Origin of the sequence: Pseudoalteromonas sp. A22 (assembly GCF_018141345.1) — a bacterium.
In the GTDB taxonomy this organism is placed as follows: Bacteria; Pseudomonadota; Gammaproteobacteria; order Enterobacterales; family Alteromonadaceae; genus Pseudoalteromonas; species Pseudoalteromonas maricaloris.
The window spans coordinates 91851-107500 of sequence record NZ_CP047238.1 but is presented as its reverse complement, the minus strand read 5'-3'; the positions used below and the strand labels follow the sequence as shown (position 1 = coordinate 107500).

Annotated in this window: 11 protein-coding genes (1 of these 11 only partly in view); 6 read left to right on the top strand and 5 right to left on the bottom strand. The window is 43.0% G+C overall.

Annotated features, from left to right (window positions below; genetic code table 11):
* Nucleotides 1-1104, bottom strand: the 5' portion of a protein-coding gene (gene gppA / locus GSF04_RS05590) for a guanosine-5'-triphosphate,3'-diphosphate diphosphatase (RefSeq protein WP_211858980.1). The gene continues 405 nt to the left of window position 1, outside the view; the window shows 1104 of its 1509 coding nt (coding positions 1-1104); its start codon is at nt 1102-1104; its stop codon lies off the left edge, out of view.
* A 52-nt stretch (nt 1105-1156) separates the two neighbouring features.
* Nucleotides 1157-2437, bottom strand: coding sequence for an ATP-dependent RNA helicase RhlB (rhlB, locus tag GSF04_RS05585; protein WP_017219421.1), 1281 nt, complete (start codon nt 2435-2437; stop codon nt 1157-1159).
* A 91-nt stretch (nt 2438-2528) separates the two neighbouring features.
* Between rhlB and trxA the strand changes: the two genes are divergently transcribed.
* The 3 genes from trxA to GSF04_RS05570 all read left to right on the top strand — a co-directional run bounded on the left by trxA (nt 2529) and on the right by GSF04_RS05570 (nt 5721).
* Nucleotides 2529-2855 (top strand): thioredoxin TrxA, encoded by a 327-nt coding sequence (gene trxA / locus GSF04_RS05580; RefSeq protein WP_010378172.1) that lies wholly within the window; start codon nt 2529-2531, stop codon nt 2853-2855.
* Nucleotides 2856-3060: 205 nt separating this feature from the next.
* Complete coding sequence (rho, locus tag GSF04_RS05575) at nt 3061-4320, top strand: transcription termination factor Rho (protein WP_010378171.1); 1260 nt, start codon at nt 3061-3063, stop codon at nt 4318-4320.
* 138 nt (nt 4321-4458) lie between these two features.
* Complete coding sequence (locus tag GSF04_RS05570; protein WP_211858979.1) at nt 4459-5721, top strand: methyl-accepting chemotaxis protein; 1263 nt, start codon at nt 4459-4461, stop codon at nt 5719-5721.
* On the opposite strand, the gene GSF04_RS05565 is transcribed toward GSF04_RS05570, so the two are convergent.
* Nucleotides 5718-8471 (bottom strand): response regulator, encoded by a 2754-nt coding sequence (locus tag GSF04_RS05565; protein WP_249122436.1) that lies wholly within the window; start codon nt 8469-8471, stop codon nt 5718-5720. The two genes, GSF04_RS05570 and GSF04_RS05565, sit on opposite strands and share 4 nt — an antisense overlap.
* A gap of 152 nt (nt 8472-8623) precedes the next feature.
* On the opposite strand from GSF04_RS05565, the gene GSF04_RS05560 reads away from it, so the two are divergent.
* Nucleotides 8624-9208, top strand: coding sequence for a DNA-J related domain-containing protein (locus GSF04_RS05560; RefSeq protein WP_211858977.1), 585 nt, complete (start codon nt 8624-8626; stop codon nt 9206-9208).
* Here the strand turns inward: GSF04_RS05560 and dbpA are convergent.
* Nucleotides 9197-10579 (bottom strand): ATP-dependent RNA helicase DbpA, encoded by a 1383-nt coding sequence (dbpA, locus tag GSF04_RS05555; protein WP_211858976.1) that lies wholly within the window; start codon nt 10577-10579, stop codon nt 9197-9199. The genes GSF04_RS05560 and dbpA overlap by 12 nt on opposite strands.
* Before the next feature lie 191 nt (nt 10580-10770).
* Here dbpA and GSF04_RS05550 point away from each other — a divergent pair, with 191 nt between their 5' ends.
* Both GSF04_RS05550 and GSF04_RS05545 read left to right on the top strand, forming a co-directional pair.
* A complete protein-coding gene (locus tag GSF04_RS05550) occupies nt 10771-12165 on the top strand; it encodes a M20/M25/M40 family metallo-hydrolase (protein ID WP_017219416.1) in 1395 nt (464 codons plus the stop codon).
* Nucleotides 12166-12254: 89 nt separating this feature from the next.
* Complete coding sequence (locus tag GSF04_RS05545; RefSeq protein ID WP_211858975.1) at nt 12255-13025, top strand: SEL1-like repeat protein; 771 nt, start codon at nt 12255-12257, stop codon at nt 13023-13025.
* On the opposite strand, the gene GSF04_RS05540 is transcribed toward GSF04_RS05545, so the two are convergent.
* Entirely contained in the window at nt 13022-15634 is a 2613-nt protein-coding gene (locus tag GSF04_RS05540; protein ID WP_211859860.1) for an EAL domain-containing protein, read from the bottom strand. The genes GSF04_RS05545 and GSF04_RS05540 overlap by 4 nt on opposite strands.
* Between the last annotated feature and the right edge of the window lie 16 nt (nt 15635-15650).

The window sequence follows — 15650 nt, the reverse complement described above, 5'->3', positions numbered from 1 at the left end:
TATTTCATGAAGAGATGCGATTGCCTTTGCCAAGTGAAGACTCGCTTGTTCATCCAGACTCCAGCTTGATGACACTTGGGCGATAATATCAGACACCACTTCGTATACTCGCAGCGCCTGCTCGGTATCAACATGATAACGCTGAGTGAAACCATCCAATGTGCGCTGACAGATATCAACAGCCTGAAAATCAGGGATCATACTATAAAGTACACCCTCACGAAGTGCGCCACCGGCAAGACCCATAGATTGAATATCCAATGACTTGAATAGTGCAATCAAAATTGCAAGGCCCGATACAAAGACTAAGCGGCGTTCTTCAATTAGCCCAGGTAAAGTTAGCGCAGCCACCGTTTCACATTCAATTGCTTTAAGCTTTACTTCTTCCAACTTGCTTAGCGTCAGTTGTTCATTCTCGCCCATCGCAGCGAAAATTTCCTGAATGGCTTGAACAGTACCTGACGCACCAATGGCTAACTCCCAGCCAAGCTTGATATATTTAGCCTGGATAGGCTGTATTATCTGCTTTGCAGCCTGCTCAGCAGCGTCAAAGTTTTCGAGACTTAATAGGCCATCGCTGAAATACCTATCTAGATAAGTCACACAACCCATATTTAAGCTTTTATACAGTAAGGCATTAAAGCCTTTTCCGATCACGACTTCGGTACTCGCACCACCGATATCAATAACAAGTTGCTTACCTTGACAGGCAGATGTGTGAGCGACACCTTTATAAATGGTTTTTGCTTCCACTTCTCCACTTATCACATTTACCTGATGATTAAGGATCTGCTCCGCTTTTTCGATAAATGTGTGAGCATTAGTAGCCAAACGCAATGTCGCTGTCGCGACAATACTGACATTTTGCTTGGGGATATCCTGTAAGCGCTCAGCAAACAAAGCAAGGCATTCCCATCCTCTTTGCATCGCCTCAAGCGACAATTCATTTTGGTCATTAAGCCCAGATGCCAGCCGCACCTTCCTTTTCACACGGCCAATGGTGTGAATACCGCCTGCCATATGTTTCGCTATCAACATATGAAAGCTGTTAGAACCTAAGTCTATTACAGCGTAAATATCTTCCTTCGAAGCAGTCTTTGCCACTTTTTAAACCTCAACAAATCGCTTTAAGCGCTTACTACTTTACTACCCAAGGTTACTTGGATTGTGGTTTTCTATAGCCACCTGTTCGGCGACCACCACCACGTTGCTTGTTACCACTATTACCATGACCTGAATGACGACGTTTATTTACTTGAGGCGCACGCAAGTCAGTTAATAGTGCTGTTTTATCATAATGAGAAACAGGAATTGCATGCTCTATGTATTCCTCTATCTCATGTAAATTATAGGCGTATTGCTCGCACGCGAAACTAATCGCATGTCCAGATGCACCCGCTCGACCCGTACGACCAATGCGGTGAACGTAGTCTTCTCTGTCATCCGGCAAGTCGAAGTTGAACACATGACTTACTTCAGGAATATGTAAACCACGCGCAGCAACATCAGTCGCAACCAGTAAATCAACATCGCCACGCGTAAACTGCGCTAAAATTGATTGGCGTTTCTTTTGGTTCACATCGCCAGTAAGTAAGCCTGCACGATGGCCATCTGCTTTCAGCCATGCATATACGTTTTCACAGCTGTGCTTAGTATTAGCAAAAATGATTGCCTTCTCTGGCCACTCTTCTTCAATCAAAGTCAGTAGTAAAGGTATTTTGTCATCTGTTGACGGGTGAAATAGCTCTTCTTGAATACGCTTGCCCGTTTTAACATCTGGCTCAATTTGCACATGAATAGGATTGGTCATGTGTTCGAATGCTAACTCTTGCACTCTGTATGACAGTGTTGCAGAGAATAATAGATTTAATCGCTCTTCACGACCTGGCATGCGATTGAACAAATAACGAATGTCTTTGATAAAACCTAAATCAAACATTCGGTCTGCTTCATCTAGCACAACCACTTCGATATCATTGAGGTTATAAGCACCCTGCTTATAAAAATCGATTAAACGCCCAGTCGTTCCGATTAGTATATCCGCGCCTTTTTCCAGTTGAGCCCGTTGTTTTTCGTAATCTTCGCCACCATATACAAGGGCAAGCTTAAGATCACAACGTGGCGCAATGACTTGCGCGTCCTTATGTATTTGGATAGCCAACTCTCGAGTCGGTGCCATAATAATTGCACGAGGTTGCGTTTTTTTATCCTTTTTAGTCTGCAATAGGCGATGACAGGTCGCGGTCAAAAACGCAAGAGTTTTGCCCGTACCAGTTTGTGCCTGACCCGCGATATCGCGGCCTTCACAGATGTAAGGTATACACTTTGCTTGGATTGGCGTACAAAATTCGAAGCCATTTTCCTGTAAACCGGCGACCACTTCCGGCGCTAAAGCAAAGTCGTTGAATTTTTTATTGGTCAAATGTGTCTTAGTCATAGCAATAAAGCATAACGTTTAAACTTGCAATAAGAAACAAGAGTGTTTAAATACGCATTAAATATTTCGCCTAATTCTAACGGAGAGCGTAATGAGCGACAAAATTATCCAACTAACTGATGACAGCTTTGAAGCTGACGTAATCAAATCTGACAAGCCTGTACTAGTAGATTTCTGGGCAGAATGGTGTGGCCCTTGTAAGATGATTGCGCCTATCCTTGATGAAGTTGCAGAATCACACGGTGACCGCGTAGCGATCGGCAAACTAAATATCGACCAAAACGCAGGTACTCCACCTAAGTACGGTATCCGTGGTATTCCAACACTATTACTGTTTAAAGATGGTGCAGTAGCAGCAACTAAAGTTGGTGCTCTTTCTAAGACTCAACTCGTTGAGTTCCTAGAAAACAACCTGTAATTCAAGTTGTTACACACTCTGCGGCATAACTGCCGCAGTTGTGAAGCTGATCTATATCATTTTTAATAGAATAAAATTTGTATAAACACTGGACGACCCGACGCCTAGCTGCTAACTTATAAAGCCACAAACCTTTAAGCTTTATCAAATCAACCTCTCTCGTGAAACTAACGAGAATGACAACTGTAATAAAGAACCCACCAATATGCATTTACGCGAATTAAAAGACAAGTCAATCAATGAACTTGTAAAACTTGCTGAGTCCATGGGACTTGAAAACGTAGCTCGTTTAAGAAAACAAGATATTATCTTTGCTATTTTGAAAGCGCACGCGAAAAGCGGCGAGAATATATACGGCGGCGGTGTTTTAGAAATTTTACAAGATGGCTTCGGCTTTTTACGTTCTTCAGAAGCATCTTACCTAGCTGGCCCTGATGATATTTATGTTTCTCCGAGCCAGATTAGACGTTTCAGCCTGCGTACCGGTGATACCATCGTTGGTTTAATCAGACCACCAAAAGATGGCGAAAGATATTTTGCATTATTGAAAGTTAATGAAGTTAACTTCGATAAGCCTGAAAACTCTCGTACCAAAATCCTATTCGAAAACCTAACGCCTATTCATGCTAATGAGCGTATGGTAATGGAACGCGGTAATGGTAGTACCGAAGATATTACCGCTCGTGTATTAGACCTTGCTTCTCCAATCGGTAAAGGTCAGCGTGCACTTATCGTTGCACCACCAAAGGCGGGTAAGACAATGTTGCTACAAAACATTGCTCAGTCCATCACATACAACAACCCAGATGCAACTTTGATGGTACTACTTATCGATGAGCGTCCGGAAGAAGTAACTGAGATGCAGCGCCTTGTTCAAGGTGAAGTTATTGCCTCTACGTTTGATGAACCAGCTAACCGCCACGTTCAAGTAGCTGAAATGGTAATCGAAAAAGCCAAACGCTTAGTTGAGCATAAGAAGGATGTTATTATTCTACTTGACTCAATTACACGTCTTGCTCGAGCATACAACACGGTTATTCCTTCATCAGGTAAAGTATTAACTGGTGGTGTTGATGCCAATGCACTTCACAAGCCTAAGCGCTTCTTTGGCGCTGCGCGTAATGTTGAGGAAGGCGGAAGCTTAACCATCATCGCAACGGCACTTATCGATACCGGCTCTAAGATGGATGAAGTTATCTACGAAGAGTTTAAAGGTACGGGTAACATGGAACTACACCTAAACCGTAAGATTGCGGAAAAACGTGTATTCCCAGCTATCGACTTCAACCGCTCAGGTACTCGTCGTGAAGAGCTACTAACGAAAACTGATGAGCTTCAAAAGATGTGGATCTTGCGTAAGATTGTGCATGAAATGAGTGAAATCGATGCGATGGAATTCCTTATTGATAAGCTTTCCATGAGCAAAACAAACGATGAGTTTTTCGACTCAATGCGTCGTAAGTAAGTAGACTCTAAGTCTAGTTATTGAAAAGCCAGCTTATGCTGGCTTTTTGCGTTTCAGGTTCGCCAACTGCCTGTTTTTGTTCTATACCTTACCTAGTGAATTTAAACCAAATTTGAATAATGAACCTAGGGACATAGAATGAAGCCGAGTCGTATTATTGCCGCTGTCACGCTTTTTAACTTGGCTTCAGTAACACTCGCTATTACCTTACTATCCTCTGATGAGGCTAGAGTGGCCGTCGCAGTTAGCGCTTTAACACTCGGGGCATTATTGCAATTCTTATGTTTAAAAAAAGCCTCTTCTGCTGAAAAAGATATGGAGCATCTAGTTCGCAATTTTATCAGTGACAATGGTGTCGACCTAACATATCGCTTTAACGAACAAGATAAAAATATTTCTAAGTCCTGCCTACTAATGAATGATTGCTTCGCCGTTATAGAACATATAATTAGTGAAGTGTACGCATCTTCTTCTCGACTTCACCCAATGGCGGATAGCTTAAGAGATACCTATGCATCCATGACACAAAAGGCAACACTTCAGCACACTCATGGTGAATACTTAGCTACCTCAATACAGTCTATGTTAGAGATTTCTGCGCGTTTAGATACTAGCTTAGAGCAGATCTACGCATCTGTAGAGAATGCCACAACGGCAGTGAAACAGACCCGATTAGATACCGATAAAAGCCAAGAAAGTCTGCTAACACTTGCAGACAACATCAAGAAAACCAGTGAACAAATAGAATTGCTCAAAACTGACAGCAATGAAATTAGTTCTGTGCTTGAAGTCATTAACGGTATTGCAGAACAAACCAACTTACTTGCACTGAATGCCGCAATTGAGGCCGCACGAGCAGGCGAGTTAGGACGAGGCTTTGCCGTCGTTGCTGACGAAGTGCGTAATCTGGCAGCACGAACGAGTCAATCAACCAAGGAAGTAAGCCAAGTCATAAGAAAAATACAATCCAGTACAGACTCTGTTTATGCGCTGATGCAAGCGGCACTAAAGGAAACAGATAACACCGTAAAATTAAGCGAAGCTTCTACAAAAGAAGTGGATGAAATAGAAAATGCGATGCTTTCTATCAACCAAATGTCCCATGACATTCATCAACAAGTTGAAGAGCAGAAACAAGCCTCTGACGCAGCTCAAGAAAGTATAGAGTCAATGGTACACCTGAATTCCGATGCCCTTTCAAGTACCAAAATACAGGCCGTCTCCAATCGTGACCTCATTGCCCTTTCGCAAAGTATTCATTCAAAGTTATCCATGTTTAAGATTTCAGATTACACGCCAGAACTCGATACCAGAAAAGACAGCTCCCGAGTATCTATCAGTGATGATGAGCAACCTGACAATCTAAAGGTGGATGATTCCGACGATATAGAGCTATTTTAGGAGGCTAATGATTCTTGAGATTTTAGCTGATCACACATAGCTAAAAACAGAGATTGAAATTGGTCTTCACTTCCTTGCTTTAGTACCTTCTCAAATTCGATTGCGATGCTTGCAAGCTCCGGAAATTCAAACATGGATGCTGCCCCAGCCAGTTTATGACAAATAGTCTGAAGTGTGACCAGGTCTTTGTTTTGCCATGCATCAATCAGCAAGTAGCGCTCTTGCTCAAAAGTGCTTGCGAAACTATCTCGCAAATCCGATAAATCAATATTAAGTTCATACGCTTTGCCGTCAGACTCAAAGTTTAAGTGCGTATTCAATACCGCTAATAATTCATTTTTATTAATCGGCTTGCCAATGTGACCATTGAACCCTGAGTCAATATATGATTTTACCTCTTCCATCAACACATTAGCGGTTAATGCGTATATTGGACCAGAGTAACCCGCTGAGCGAATGATCCGAAGTGCCTCAACCCCATCCATTCTTGGCATTTGAATGTCCATAAGCACCACATCAGGAAAATCACTAAGACACTGTTCAACCGCTCGAGCACCATTTTCGGCTACAATAACCGTCGCACCAGTTCGCTCAATCATCCGAGAGAATAGCTGCCGATTCTCTGGGTGATCTTCCACAACCAGCACCGTACCCGAGAGCAAAGGTTGCTTAGATTGCGGCTCCTGAATTTCGGCAATAGCCGTATTGAGATAAACAGTACAAGGTACACTGAAGGAAAACGCACTGCCATGATCGACAACACTTTGTACTTTGATTTCACCATTCATCATGTGAGCAAGCTGGCTCGACAAACTTAACCCCAGCCCAGAACCACCAAAGCGCCTTGTTATACTGTTGTCAGCTTGTTGGAAATTATCAAAAATTCGACCTATCTGCTGCTCAGTCATACCAATACCGGTGTCCTTCACCACAAATTGTAAACCATGGTGCGTTTCAGACACTTCCAATTCGATACGGCCTTTTTCGGTAAACTTTAGGGCATTACTTAGCAAGTTTATTAGTATTTGTTTTACTCGAATGTAATCCAAACGTACATAAGCGTTAGCCCTGACCTGATCACAGACGATAAACTCTAATTGCTTACTCTGTATATTTTGTTGAAACATATCGCATAAGTCAGCAAGTAAGCTGCTTACCGAAAATTCAGTTGCTTCTAGCTCTAACCGCTCGGCTTCAATTCGACTTAAATCCAAAATATCATTGACGAGATCGCGTAAATGTAATCCTTGATTATAAATAGTTCTGACCGATGCTTGTGCCTGAGCATTTAAATCTTGTTCGACCAACAAGTCTTCTGCATGTCCCAGCACCGTAGTAAGTGGCGTTCTGATTTCATGGCTCATGTTTGCCAGAAATTGACTTTTCACTTGATTGGCTGCTTTTAATTCATCCGCTTTTTGCTGGAGCTCAGATGTTCTCAACGCTACTTTTTGGCTTAACTCTAGTTTTGCTCTTTGCTCAACCTTACGTCGATAGAGTGCGAAAGTGGTCAGTAAGGTTAATAGCGCGATGATAACACCCAACAATTGTAATTGGCTGCGCTGTTCCTCTTTAAGTAGCTGTAATTTTTGTTCTTGCTTGAGCACTTCGACTTCTCGAGAAAGCTCACTAGCCTCATACTTAGCACGATAGTCATTAATCCGTTTCAGCATGTCATCATTCATCAAGCGGTTTTGCGCTTCCAAATTTTGTGAGTCATAATCTCTAGCGCGCTTAATATTTCCTTGTGCAGCCTCAATCAGCGCTAACAAACGAAGTGCCATACGCTCTCTTTTCTGTTCATGCATAACTCGACTAGCCGCTAAACTTTGTTCTGCATTAGTCAGCGCTTCTGTTAGCCGCCCTTGAGCAAAGAAGATTTGTGCTAAGGTGAACTGAGCTTCCATGAGGTTGGCAGGATTCTGAGCCTTTTCAGCATAATAGAGCGCAAAGTTTGCTTCTTTTTCGGCTAATTCTAATTGGTTTTGTGAATAGCTCAATAAAGCAAGGTTGCCATATTCAAATGACAAGTGGCGGACGTCATTCTGCGCTTCATAATAACCAATTGCTGCTTGGTACGACGCTTTGGCAAGCACGGGACGTTTAGTCTCAGTGTATAGCACGCCAAGATCTGCTTGAGCTAGTGCAACACCATATTCATCGTTTAGCTCGACGAATGCGTTTAGGGCTTCATGGAGCATTTCTTCCGCTTTGTCATAGGCTCCTTGGCGAATATAAACACCCGATATATTCAGTAAAATATCGGCATGATCTTGAGCATTACCAAACTCTTGGTAAAGCTCATCTGCTTTTAAATAATTATGCAGTGCCAAGTCAAGTGTGAAGCTATTAAAATACGCTAACCCCAAATTACTATGTAAATTAGCCATTTCGATGGGGACATTACGTTGCTCAGCTAACGCTAATGCCCGTGAGTAAAACTCAATTGCCTGTTGATAATGACCAAGGTAAAAATAGCAGATCCCTTGAACCTTTACCGCTGAAAAATGGTTGTCACTCAGTCTATCTGATTGCGTTATCAACTCTAACTGATTGAGAAAAACGAGTGCATCTTTGAATTGATTTTGTTTGTAAGCAGATTTACCTAGACTAAGCAAAAGCTCTATTTTTCTTGTCTTTCCTAGGTTTTGCTCCGTGAGCAACTCAGTGCCCAGCATTTTTTGTTGTTGCCAATTGGTGGTTTGCTCGACCTCTGAGATCCGCTCAGCAAGGGCACTATCATTTAGCATGGCGTTAACTTGAAAACAACAGGAGAAACACAGGCTACAGGCAAACACAGACCAGGGCTTTAGTAGCCTCGATAAATTCATTGTTGCTCTCCATTGCTTATCATTTAGTCTGCGTGGTAGTGTGAAGATACACCAAGACTAAAGAGGCGACAATGTTCAATCCGCTAACAGATGTTATTTTTAGACTAATTTGCCAAAATCAATCTTTAAAAGTGCACACTATTGCCGCCGCTCTGATGGAACAACAGCAACTACCTCGCCTTGATGAAGATGAAAATAAAAACCTATTTAAACGTAACTTCCTGATCATGAATGCCCTGTATCAACTTCAGCAAGAAGTGTTAGCTGAGGGGCAATATCTACATGTAGAAGCACTCAATATTTATCTAGCTCCACAATTAGATAAACATCCATTAGCGTTAGATGATCCGCTCAGAAGTTACTATTTAGACTGGCAGCATTACGAAACCAGTAGTGAAGAAGTGAGTGTTCTGTTAGATAATTTTTGGCAACAATTTACATTTAGCGGCGCTCGCCAGCAACTTGCCATCAAGCATGACGAATTAAACGCGATTAAAACACGCTGGCAGCTACCTGAAGATTATGATCGGAGGATGTTAAGTCAATGCTGGAGAAAACTGGCCCTGACTCATCACCCAGATAAATCAGGTGATGAGGAAACATTCAAACGTTTAATGAACGAGTATGAAATGCTCAAGCAGGCCTTAAGCACGTAAGGCTTTATAGCGCTTATTTTTAATCTTACTATTGTTAAGCTTACGTAGTGCAGGCTTCACTGCCTCGCGTTTTACAGCCACGAATGTTTGCACATCATAAATATTGATTTTACCAATTTGTTTAAAGCTTATGCCTTCTTCACCAGTCAAACTGCCGACGATATCTCCTTTGCGGAGTTTTTGCTGCTTTCCGCCTTCAATCATGAGGGTCACCATATTCGACTTATAGGCTGGTTTTTCGAGCAGTGAATGACCCGGCAACGTGCCATGTTTTAGCTCTTGACCATATATTTCCGCCAACTGTTTTATTTTGAAGGCTTCTTTTTCTCCATAAAGAGATACTGCGATACCTTTGTGCTCCCCCCGACCCGTACGACCAACACGGTGAATATGCGTCTGCGGCTCAAGCGCCAAATGATAGTTAACCACAAGCTCAACTTCCTCAACGTCGAGCCCTCGAGCGGCAACGTCAGTGGCAACTAAAATATTGGCACTCTTGTTGGCAAAAGTGAGCAATGACCACTCACGTTCACCTTGCTCTAAATCGCCATGTAGCTCGACACAAGCAAGCCCGGTTTGACGTAATTCTTCGAATAGTCGCTTAGTCTCAGCTTTGGTATTACAAAAAACGATACAGCTTTGCGGCTGGTGCTGCATTAACAGCACTCTCAGTGCGTTAAAGCGCATTTTATTATTGTCTAACTTATAAAAGGTTTGCTTAATGCTGTGGTGAGCTTGTTCTTCTTTCGCTTCAACAAACTCTGGCTCACGCATATATTGCTTCGCCAGTTTCATGATCTTGTCTGGGTAAGTCGCACTAAACATTAGTGTTTGTCGAACTTCAGGCACATACACTAAAATGCTTTCTAGCGTTTCAGTAAAGCCCATATCCAGCATCTGATCAGCTTCGTCGAATACCACAGTCTGCGTTTCAGTTAGCATGAGTGAGCCATTAAAAACATGCTCTTCAACCCGACCTGGTGTACCAACAACAATATGCGCGCCATGTTGCAACGCCCGTGTTTGAGGTTCAATTGGCGTTCCTCCGCAGAGTGTTTGCACTTTGACGTTACCAATTAAAGCCGCAACTTTTCTGATCTCTTGTGCGACTTGATCAGCCAACTCTCTAGTTGGACATAACACCAAAGCCTGAACCTCATTGCACCCGGGCTGCAACTTATTCAGCAGCGCAAGTGAAAACACCAATGTTTTACCAGATCCGGTTTTCCCTTTCACGACTAAATCTCGTCCAGTCAGCGCCGGCGCTAAACTCACAGACTGTACTGCTGTTGGCACCATGTAGTTTAGATCTACAAGGCGCTGAGCAAGCGCTTGGTTTAGAGGTAATTGAGAAAATGAAGTGATCGACACAGTGCTTTCCTATTCGCTATCTTAATCGCGTATTTTATACCAAATGTGTAAATTCGCTAACCGCTTTACTCTAATATTCCAAGATAAAGCGCCCCTAGATTGTGGATGAATTATCCTCATCGCAATACACGGACTTACATCACAATTTATGCTTTAATCTCTCGGTAACTCCATTTTTACCAAGGATTATCATGAAGTTTAAATCACTATTGGCATTTGGTTTATTAAGCGCAGGTTTGAGTACAGCACTGCAAGCCGAAGAATTTACTACACAACAATTAGAACAAGTTAAACAAGTCAGAGAAGCGGCAAGCCACAGCAACCTAAGCTGGCAATTACTAGAATCCCTCACCACAGAAGTAGGTCCACGCTTACCGGGTACCGAAAATGATAAAAAAGCGGTAGCTTGGGCAAAGAAACAACTTGAGCAATTGGGCTTTGACAAAGTCTGGCTTGAGGAGGCAACCTTTCCTGAATGGCGCCGCTACCATGAGTCTGCAAAAATCCTGATACCGAGCGAACAACCGCTACACCTTACTGCGCTCGGTAACAGCGTTAGCACACCAAAAGATGGCTTAAGTGGCGAAGTCGTGTTGTTTGAGACCCTCGATGAGCTGATTGCCGCGCCAGACAATAGCTTAAAAGGTAAAATAGCTTTTATTAATTACCGCATGAACCGCGACATTGATGGTAATGGCTATGGACCCGCGGTAAGAGCTCGTAATAGCGGCGCCGTAGAAGCGGCAAAAAAAGGCGCTATCGCCTATATGATGCGCTCTGTAAGCACCAGCCACCACCGCTTCGCGCACACTGGCGGCAGTCACTATAAAGCGGGCGTGACAAAAATCCCGTCCACAGCAGTTGCGAACCCAGATGCGGATCAGCTAGCACGCCTTATCAACTCAGGTCATGCCGTTAAAGTCGCGCTAAATATTCAAACCGAGGACTTAGGTGAAGGAACCAGTTACAACGTCATCGGTGAATTCACGGGCACCGAATTTCCAGAGCAATATGTCTTAATTGGTGGTCACTTAGACTCTTGGGATCTGGGTACTGGTGCTCTCGATGATGGCGCTGGTGTTGCATTAACGATGGCGGCAGCAAAGCACATTGCCGATGTAAAACGCCCTAAACGTAGTGTCCGCGTAGTCCTATTTGCAGCAGAAGAACTCGGTCTCTGGGGAGCAAAAGCTTATTTTAAAAAGCATCAGGCAGAATTAGACCGCATTGTAGCCGCGTCAGAGTCCGATTTTGGTGCAGATGTAGTGTATGCGTTTGAGTCAAACGTAAATGCCGCCTCTTTACCGGTTGTGCGCGAGATTGCAAAGCAGCTAGCGCCGCTCGGTGTTACTTATATTGGCAAGAATAGCGCACATGGTGGTCCTGACTTAATTCCGCTGAAAAATGCCACATCAGCGCCAATCTTCGCTTTACACCAAGATGGCACGGATTATTTTGATTATCACCACACAGCTGATGACACGCTTGATAAAGTCGATCCGGCAAAGTTAAAGCAAAATACTGCGGCGTACGCTGTATTTGCCTTAATGGCAGCCGACGCCAAAACGAAAATGGCAGGGAAATAAAATCTTACACTTATGGGGACAAGTACACTTGTCCCCTACACTCAAGTTGCCTACCTTAGACATACCCACACCTAACTAACTAATAGAATATGGAAATCAAAAGCGTATTTTTTTCCTTTTACGACACAATATTCAACGTTATCAGTAAATATAAAGTTGCCGTGTCGACACTGATTGTGGTCACTATTGCACTTTACTTTTATAACCAACATCAACAACAAGTCGCCAGTTATCAAACATACTTAACGTCCCCACAAATCGACGACCTTATTATTTTTGATGCTGGTAAAAACACTGGGCAAGTTTATGATCCGGCTTTTCAGGTCTTACAAATTACTGAGCTGACAGATAACAGCATTGAAGTGAAGGAAAGTGCCTACACTTACCGCACAATGCGTAACATCACCCGAGATATCCGTGTCAGCATGCTAATGACCGATCATTATTTTAAGCCACAAAGGCTGACGCTAGAAAAAGATAACCTATTAGACTTACTTGACGATGACACCATAGTCTCCGTCTACAGACCCGTCGGGATCCATGTGCTTGGCGGCGTTGTTAGACAACGATTTAAAAAGCCGAAGCCGCTATACAATGGACCTAAGATTTCAGCACAGAATCAAGAAGCAATTCACGCCTACAGCCAAGGAAACTTTGAAGAAGCAAAAGCGGGATTTGCCGCGGCGGCTGAAACCGGCAACCCGTGGGCACAATATAACTATGGGACAATGCTTCGCGATGGTGAAGGCGGTGCAAAAGACATTAAAAAAGCGATCCACTGGCTTAAACTTGCCGCCGAGCAAGATAATCATAAAGCACAAATGGCTCTGGCTAAGTTATGCCAAGACCACCCTTGTTAACTGTGACTTTGCTTGTGATACTGCATAGTCAAAACGTTTGCTTCAAACTCTTGTTGTGCCACAGGCTTAGAATGAAAATAGCCTTGTGTCATATCACACAGTAAATTCTTTAAAAACATGCATTGTGCAGGGGTTTCAACCCCTTCCGCAATGACCCTTAAGTTCAATTTATGCGCCATCAAGATAATCGCACTGACGAGCGCTTTATCTTCTTCATCTTCAGGTAAATCACGAATAAAGGTTCTATCAATTTTCAATTTAGAAAGCGGGAAGCGCTTGAGGTAACTCAACGACGAATATCCAGTACCAAAGTCGTCAATTGCCAGTTCTACGCCCATTTCTCTTAATGCTTTTAACTGTGACAATATTTTGTCTGAGTTTTCAACCAGTACCGACTCTGTGATTTCCAATGTCAGATACTTTGCTTCCAGTTTGGTATCTCTAAGTACTTTTCTTACTAGCTCGACCATATCTTGGCGTTTAAACTGAATACTAGAAACGTTAACTGCAATAAATAAGGGTCTACCGTAGTTGTCTTGCCAGGCTTTAACTTGAGAACAAGCGTGATACAGCACCCACTCCCCAATGGGTAAGATAAGGCCTAGTTCTTCGCAAACGGGAATAAACTGATCGGGTGAAACATGGCCAAGCAACTCACTTTTCCATCTTAATAACACCTCGCAGCCAACGAGGTCGCCGCTGCCAAGCTGTGAAAAAATGGGCTGGTACACCAGTGATAATTCTCGATTAGACAGTGCTTTATGCAAAGCACTTTCTAACACACTACGCGCTTTGGCATGTTGATGCATCGCTGAAGTATAGAATTGAAAACAGTCGCGACCATGTTCCTTGGCTTTATACATTGCACTGTCGGCATTACGGAGCAAAATTTTTCGATCAGTGCCGTCATCTGGGTAAAGCGTGATCCCCATACTACCGGATACATAAGCTTCGTGCCCTTCCAAATGAAAAGGGTTAGCTAACGCACGTAAAATCTTCGTCGCAACCAGCTCTAAATCACTGATAGAACTTATATCTTGTAGCAATAAAGCAAATTCATCCCCACCTAACCTTGCAACGGTATCAGAGCTGCGCACGCACTCATTAATACGGTTTGCTGCTTCTTTGAGTAATAGATCACCAATATGGTGCCCAAGCGTGTCATTCACTGCTTTAAAGCGGTCAAGATCGATAAAACAAATAGCAAAGCGCTCTTCTAGCTGAGCTGCTCGTTTTAACGCTAAATCAAATTTAACGTGATAATGATGGCGATTTGCAAGGCCCGTCAAACTATCAAAGTTGGCTTGCTGCCACATCAACTGTTCATTACGTTTTCTCGAGGTAATATCGCTGAATAGGGCTACATACATATCAATTTCCCGAGCTTCATTAAATACTGCGGATACCTGCAGCCAACTCGGATAAATTTCACCATTTTTGCGCTTGTTCCAAATCTCTCCTTCCCAATGGCCTCTATTAACTAAGTCATCGTATAACGCGTTGAAAAAGCGCTCATCGTGACGTCCAGAATTCAGGATTGCAGGCGTTTCCCCAATCACTTCATCCATGCCAAAGCCTGTAATTTCGCTAAATGCGCGATTTACCATTTGGATTTGATTATGTTTGTCGGAGACCAACACGCCTTCAGTGGTTGTCGCAAATACCGTACTTGCCAAGCGCTGTTCTCTTTCGTTCTCAAGCTCTTCTGTAATATCTTGAATAACATAGATAAAACCAAGCTTTGCTTGCGTTTCGCTTACTACAGGGGCACAAGAAACCCGAACATTGCGATAGCCAAAACGCGCATCAAGTTGGCACTCAAGCGTTCCTTCCGTTAGCAGCTTTTCACTATCAAGCACATCAAATAAGGTATAAATAGATTGTGATTTTAACGATTCTAAACTATCAAAATCCTTTAACACTGAGCCATTAGCGGCTTCAATGTGATGAGTTTCATCCGTAAACACCAGATATGCTTTAATACCATCAAAAATGGCACTAAGTTTCGCACCTTGGTCTTGTGCTCGCTGATTGGAGCGCCTCAGCCTGACCAAAACGGTCATCAATACCGCCATTGATAGAATAAGCACAGCAATTACCGCAGTTAACAAAATGACCTGTACCATATTGGCTTGCTTGATTTTTTCAGTCTGCAGCATGACCTGTTGTTCAAGATTGGCTTGGTAATGCCAAAGATCTTGCTGTAGCTTACGCTGCTCACTCATATCTTGAATGATAGAAAGTAACCTAGGTTTGCCATCGCTATCTTCAAATGGTGTCGAGTGAACACTTACTGTTTTCACACTACCGTCTGCGGTTTGATGTTGGAAGATAAAATAGTTACGGCCTTCATTTAAAGCCGCGTGACGCTCATTGGCAACCTGCTCGGCGGTAAATAAGTTGATATCTTGAATGACTTTTGATTCTAGTACCGCCTCGCTATAACCATAGAATGCGGCAGCAGCCTTATTGGCATCCAAAATTTTTCCAGACGTGGGCTCGATGATCAACATCACCGCGCTATGATTAGAAAAAGTATAATATGGTAACTCGTTAGCTGGTGCTGAAATACAAAACAGCAACAGCAGCCCCCCGAGCAATTTTGACATCAACTTCAAACTCAGA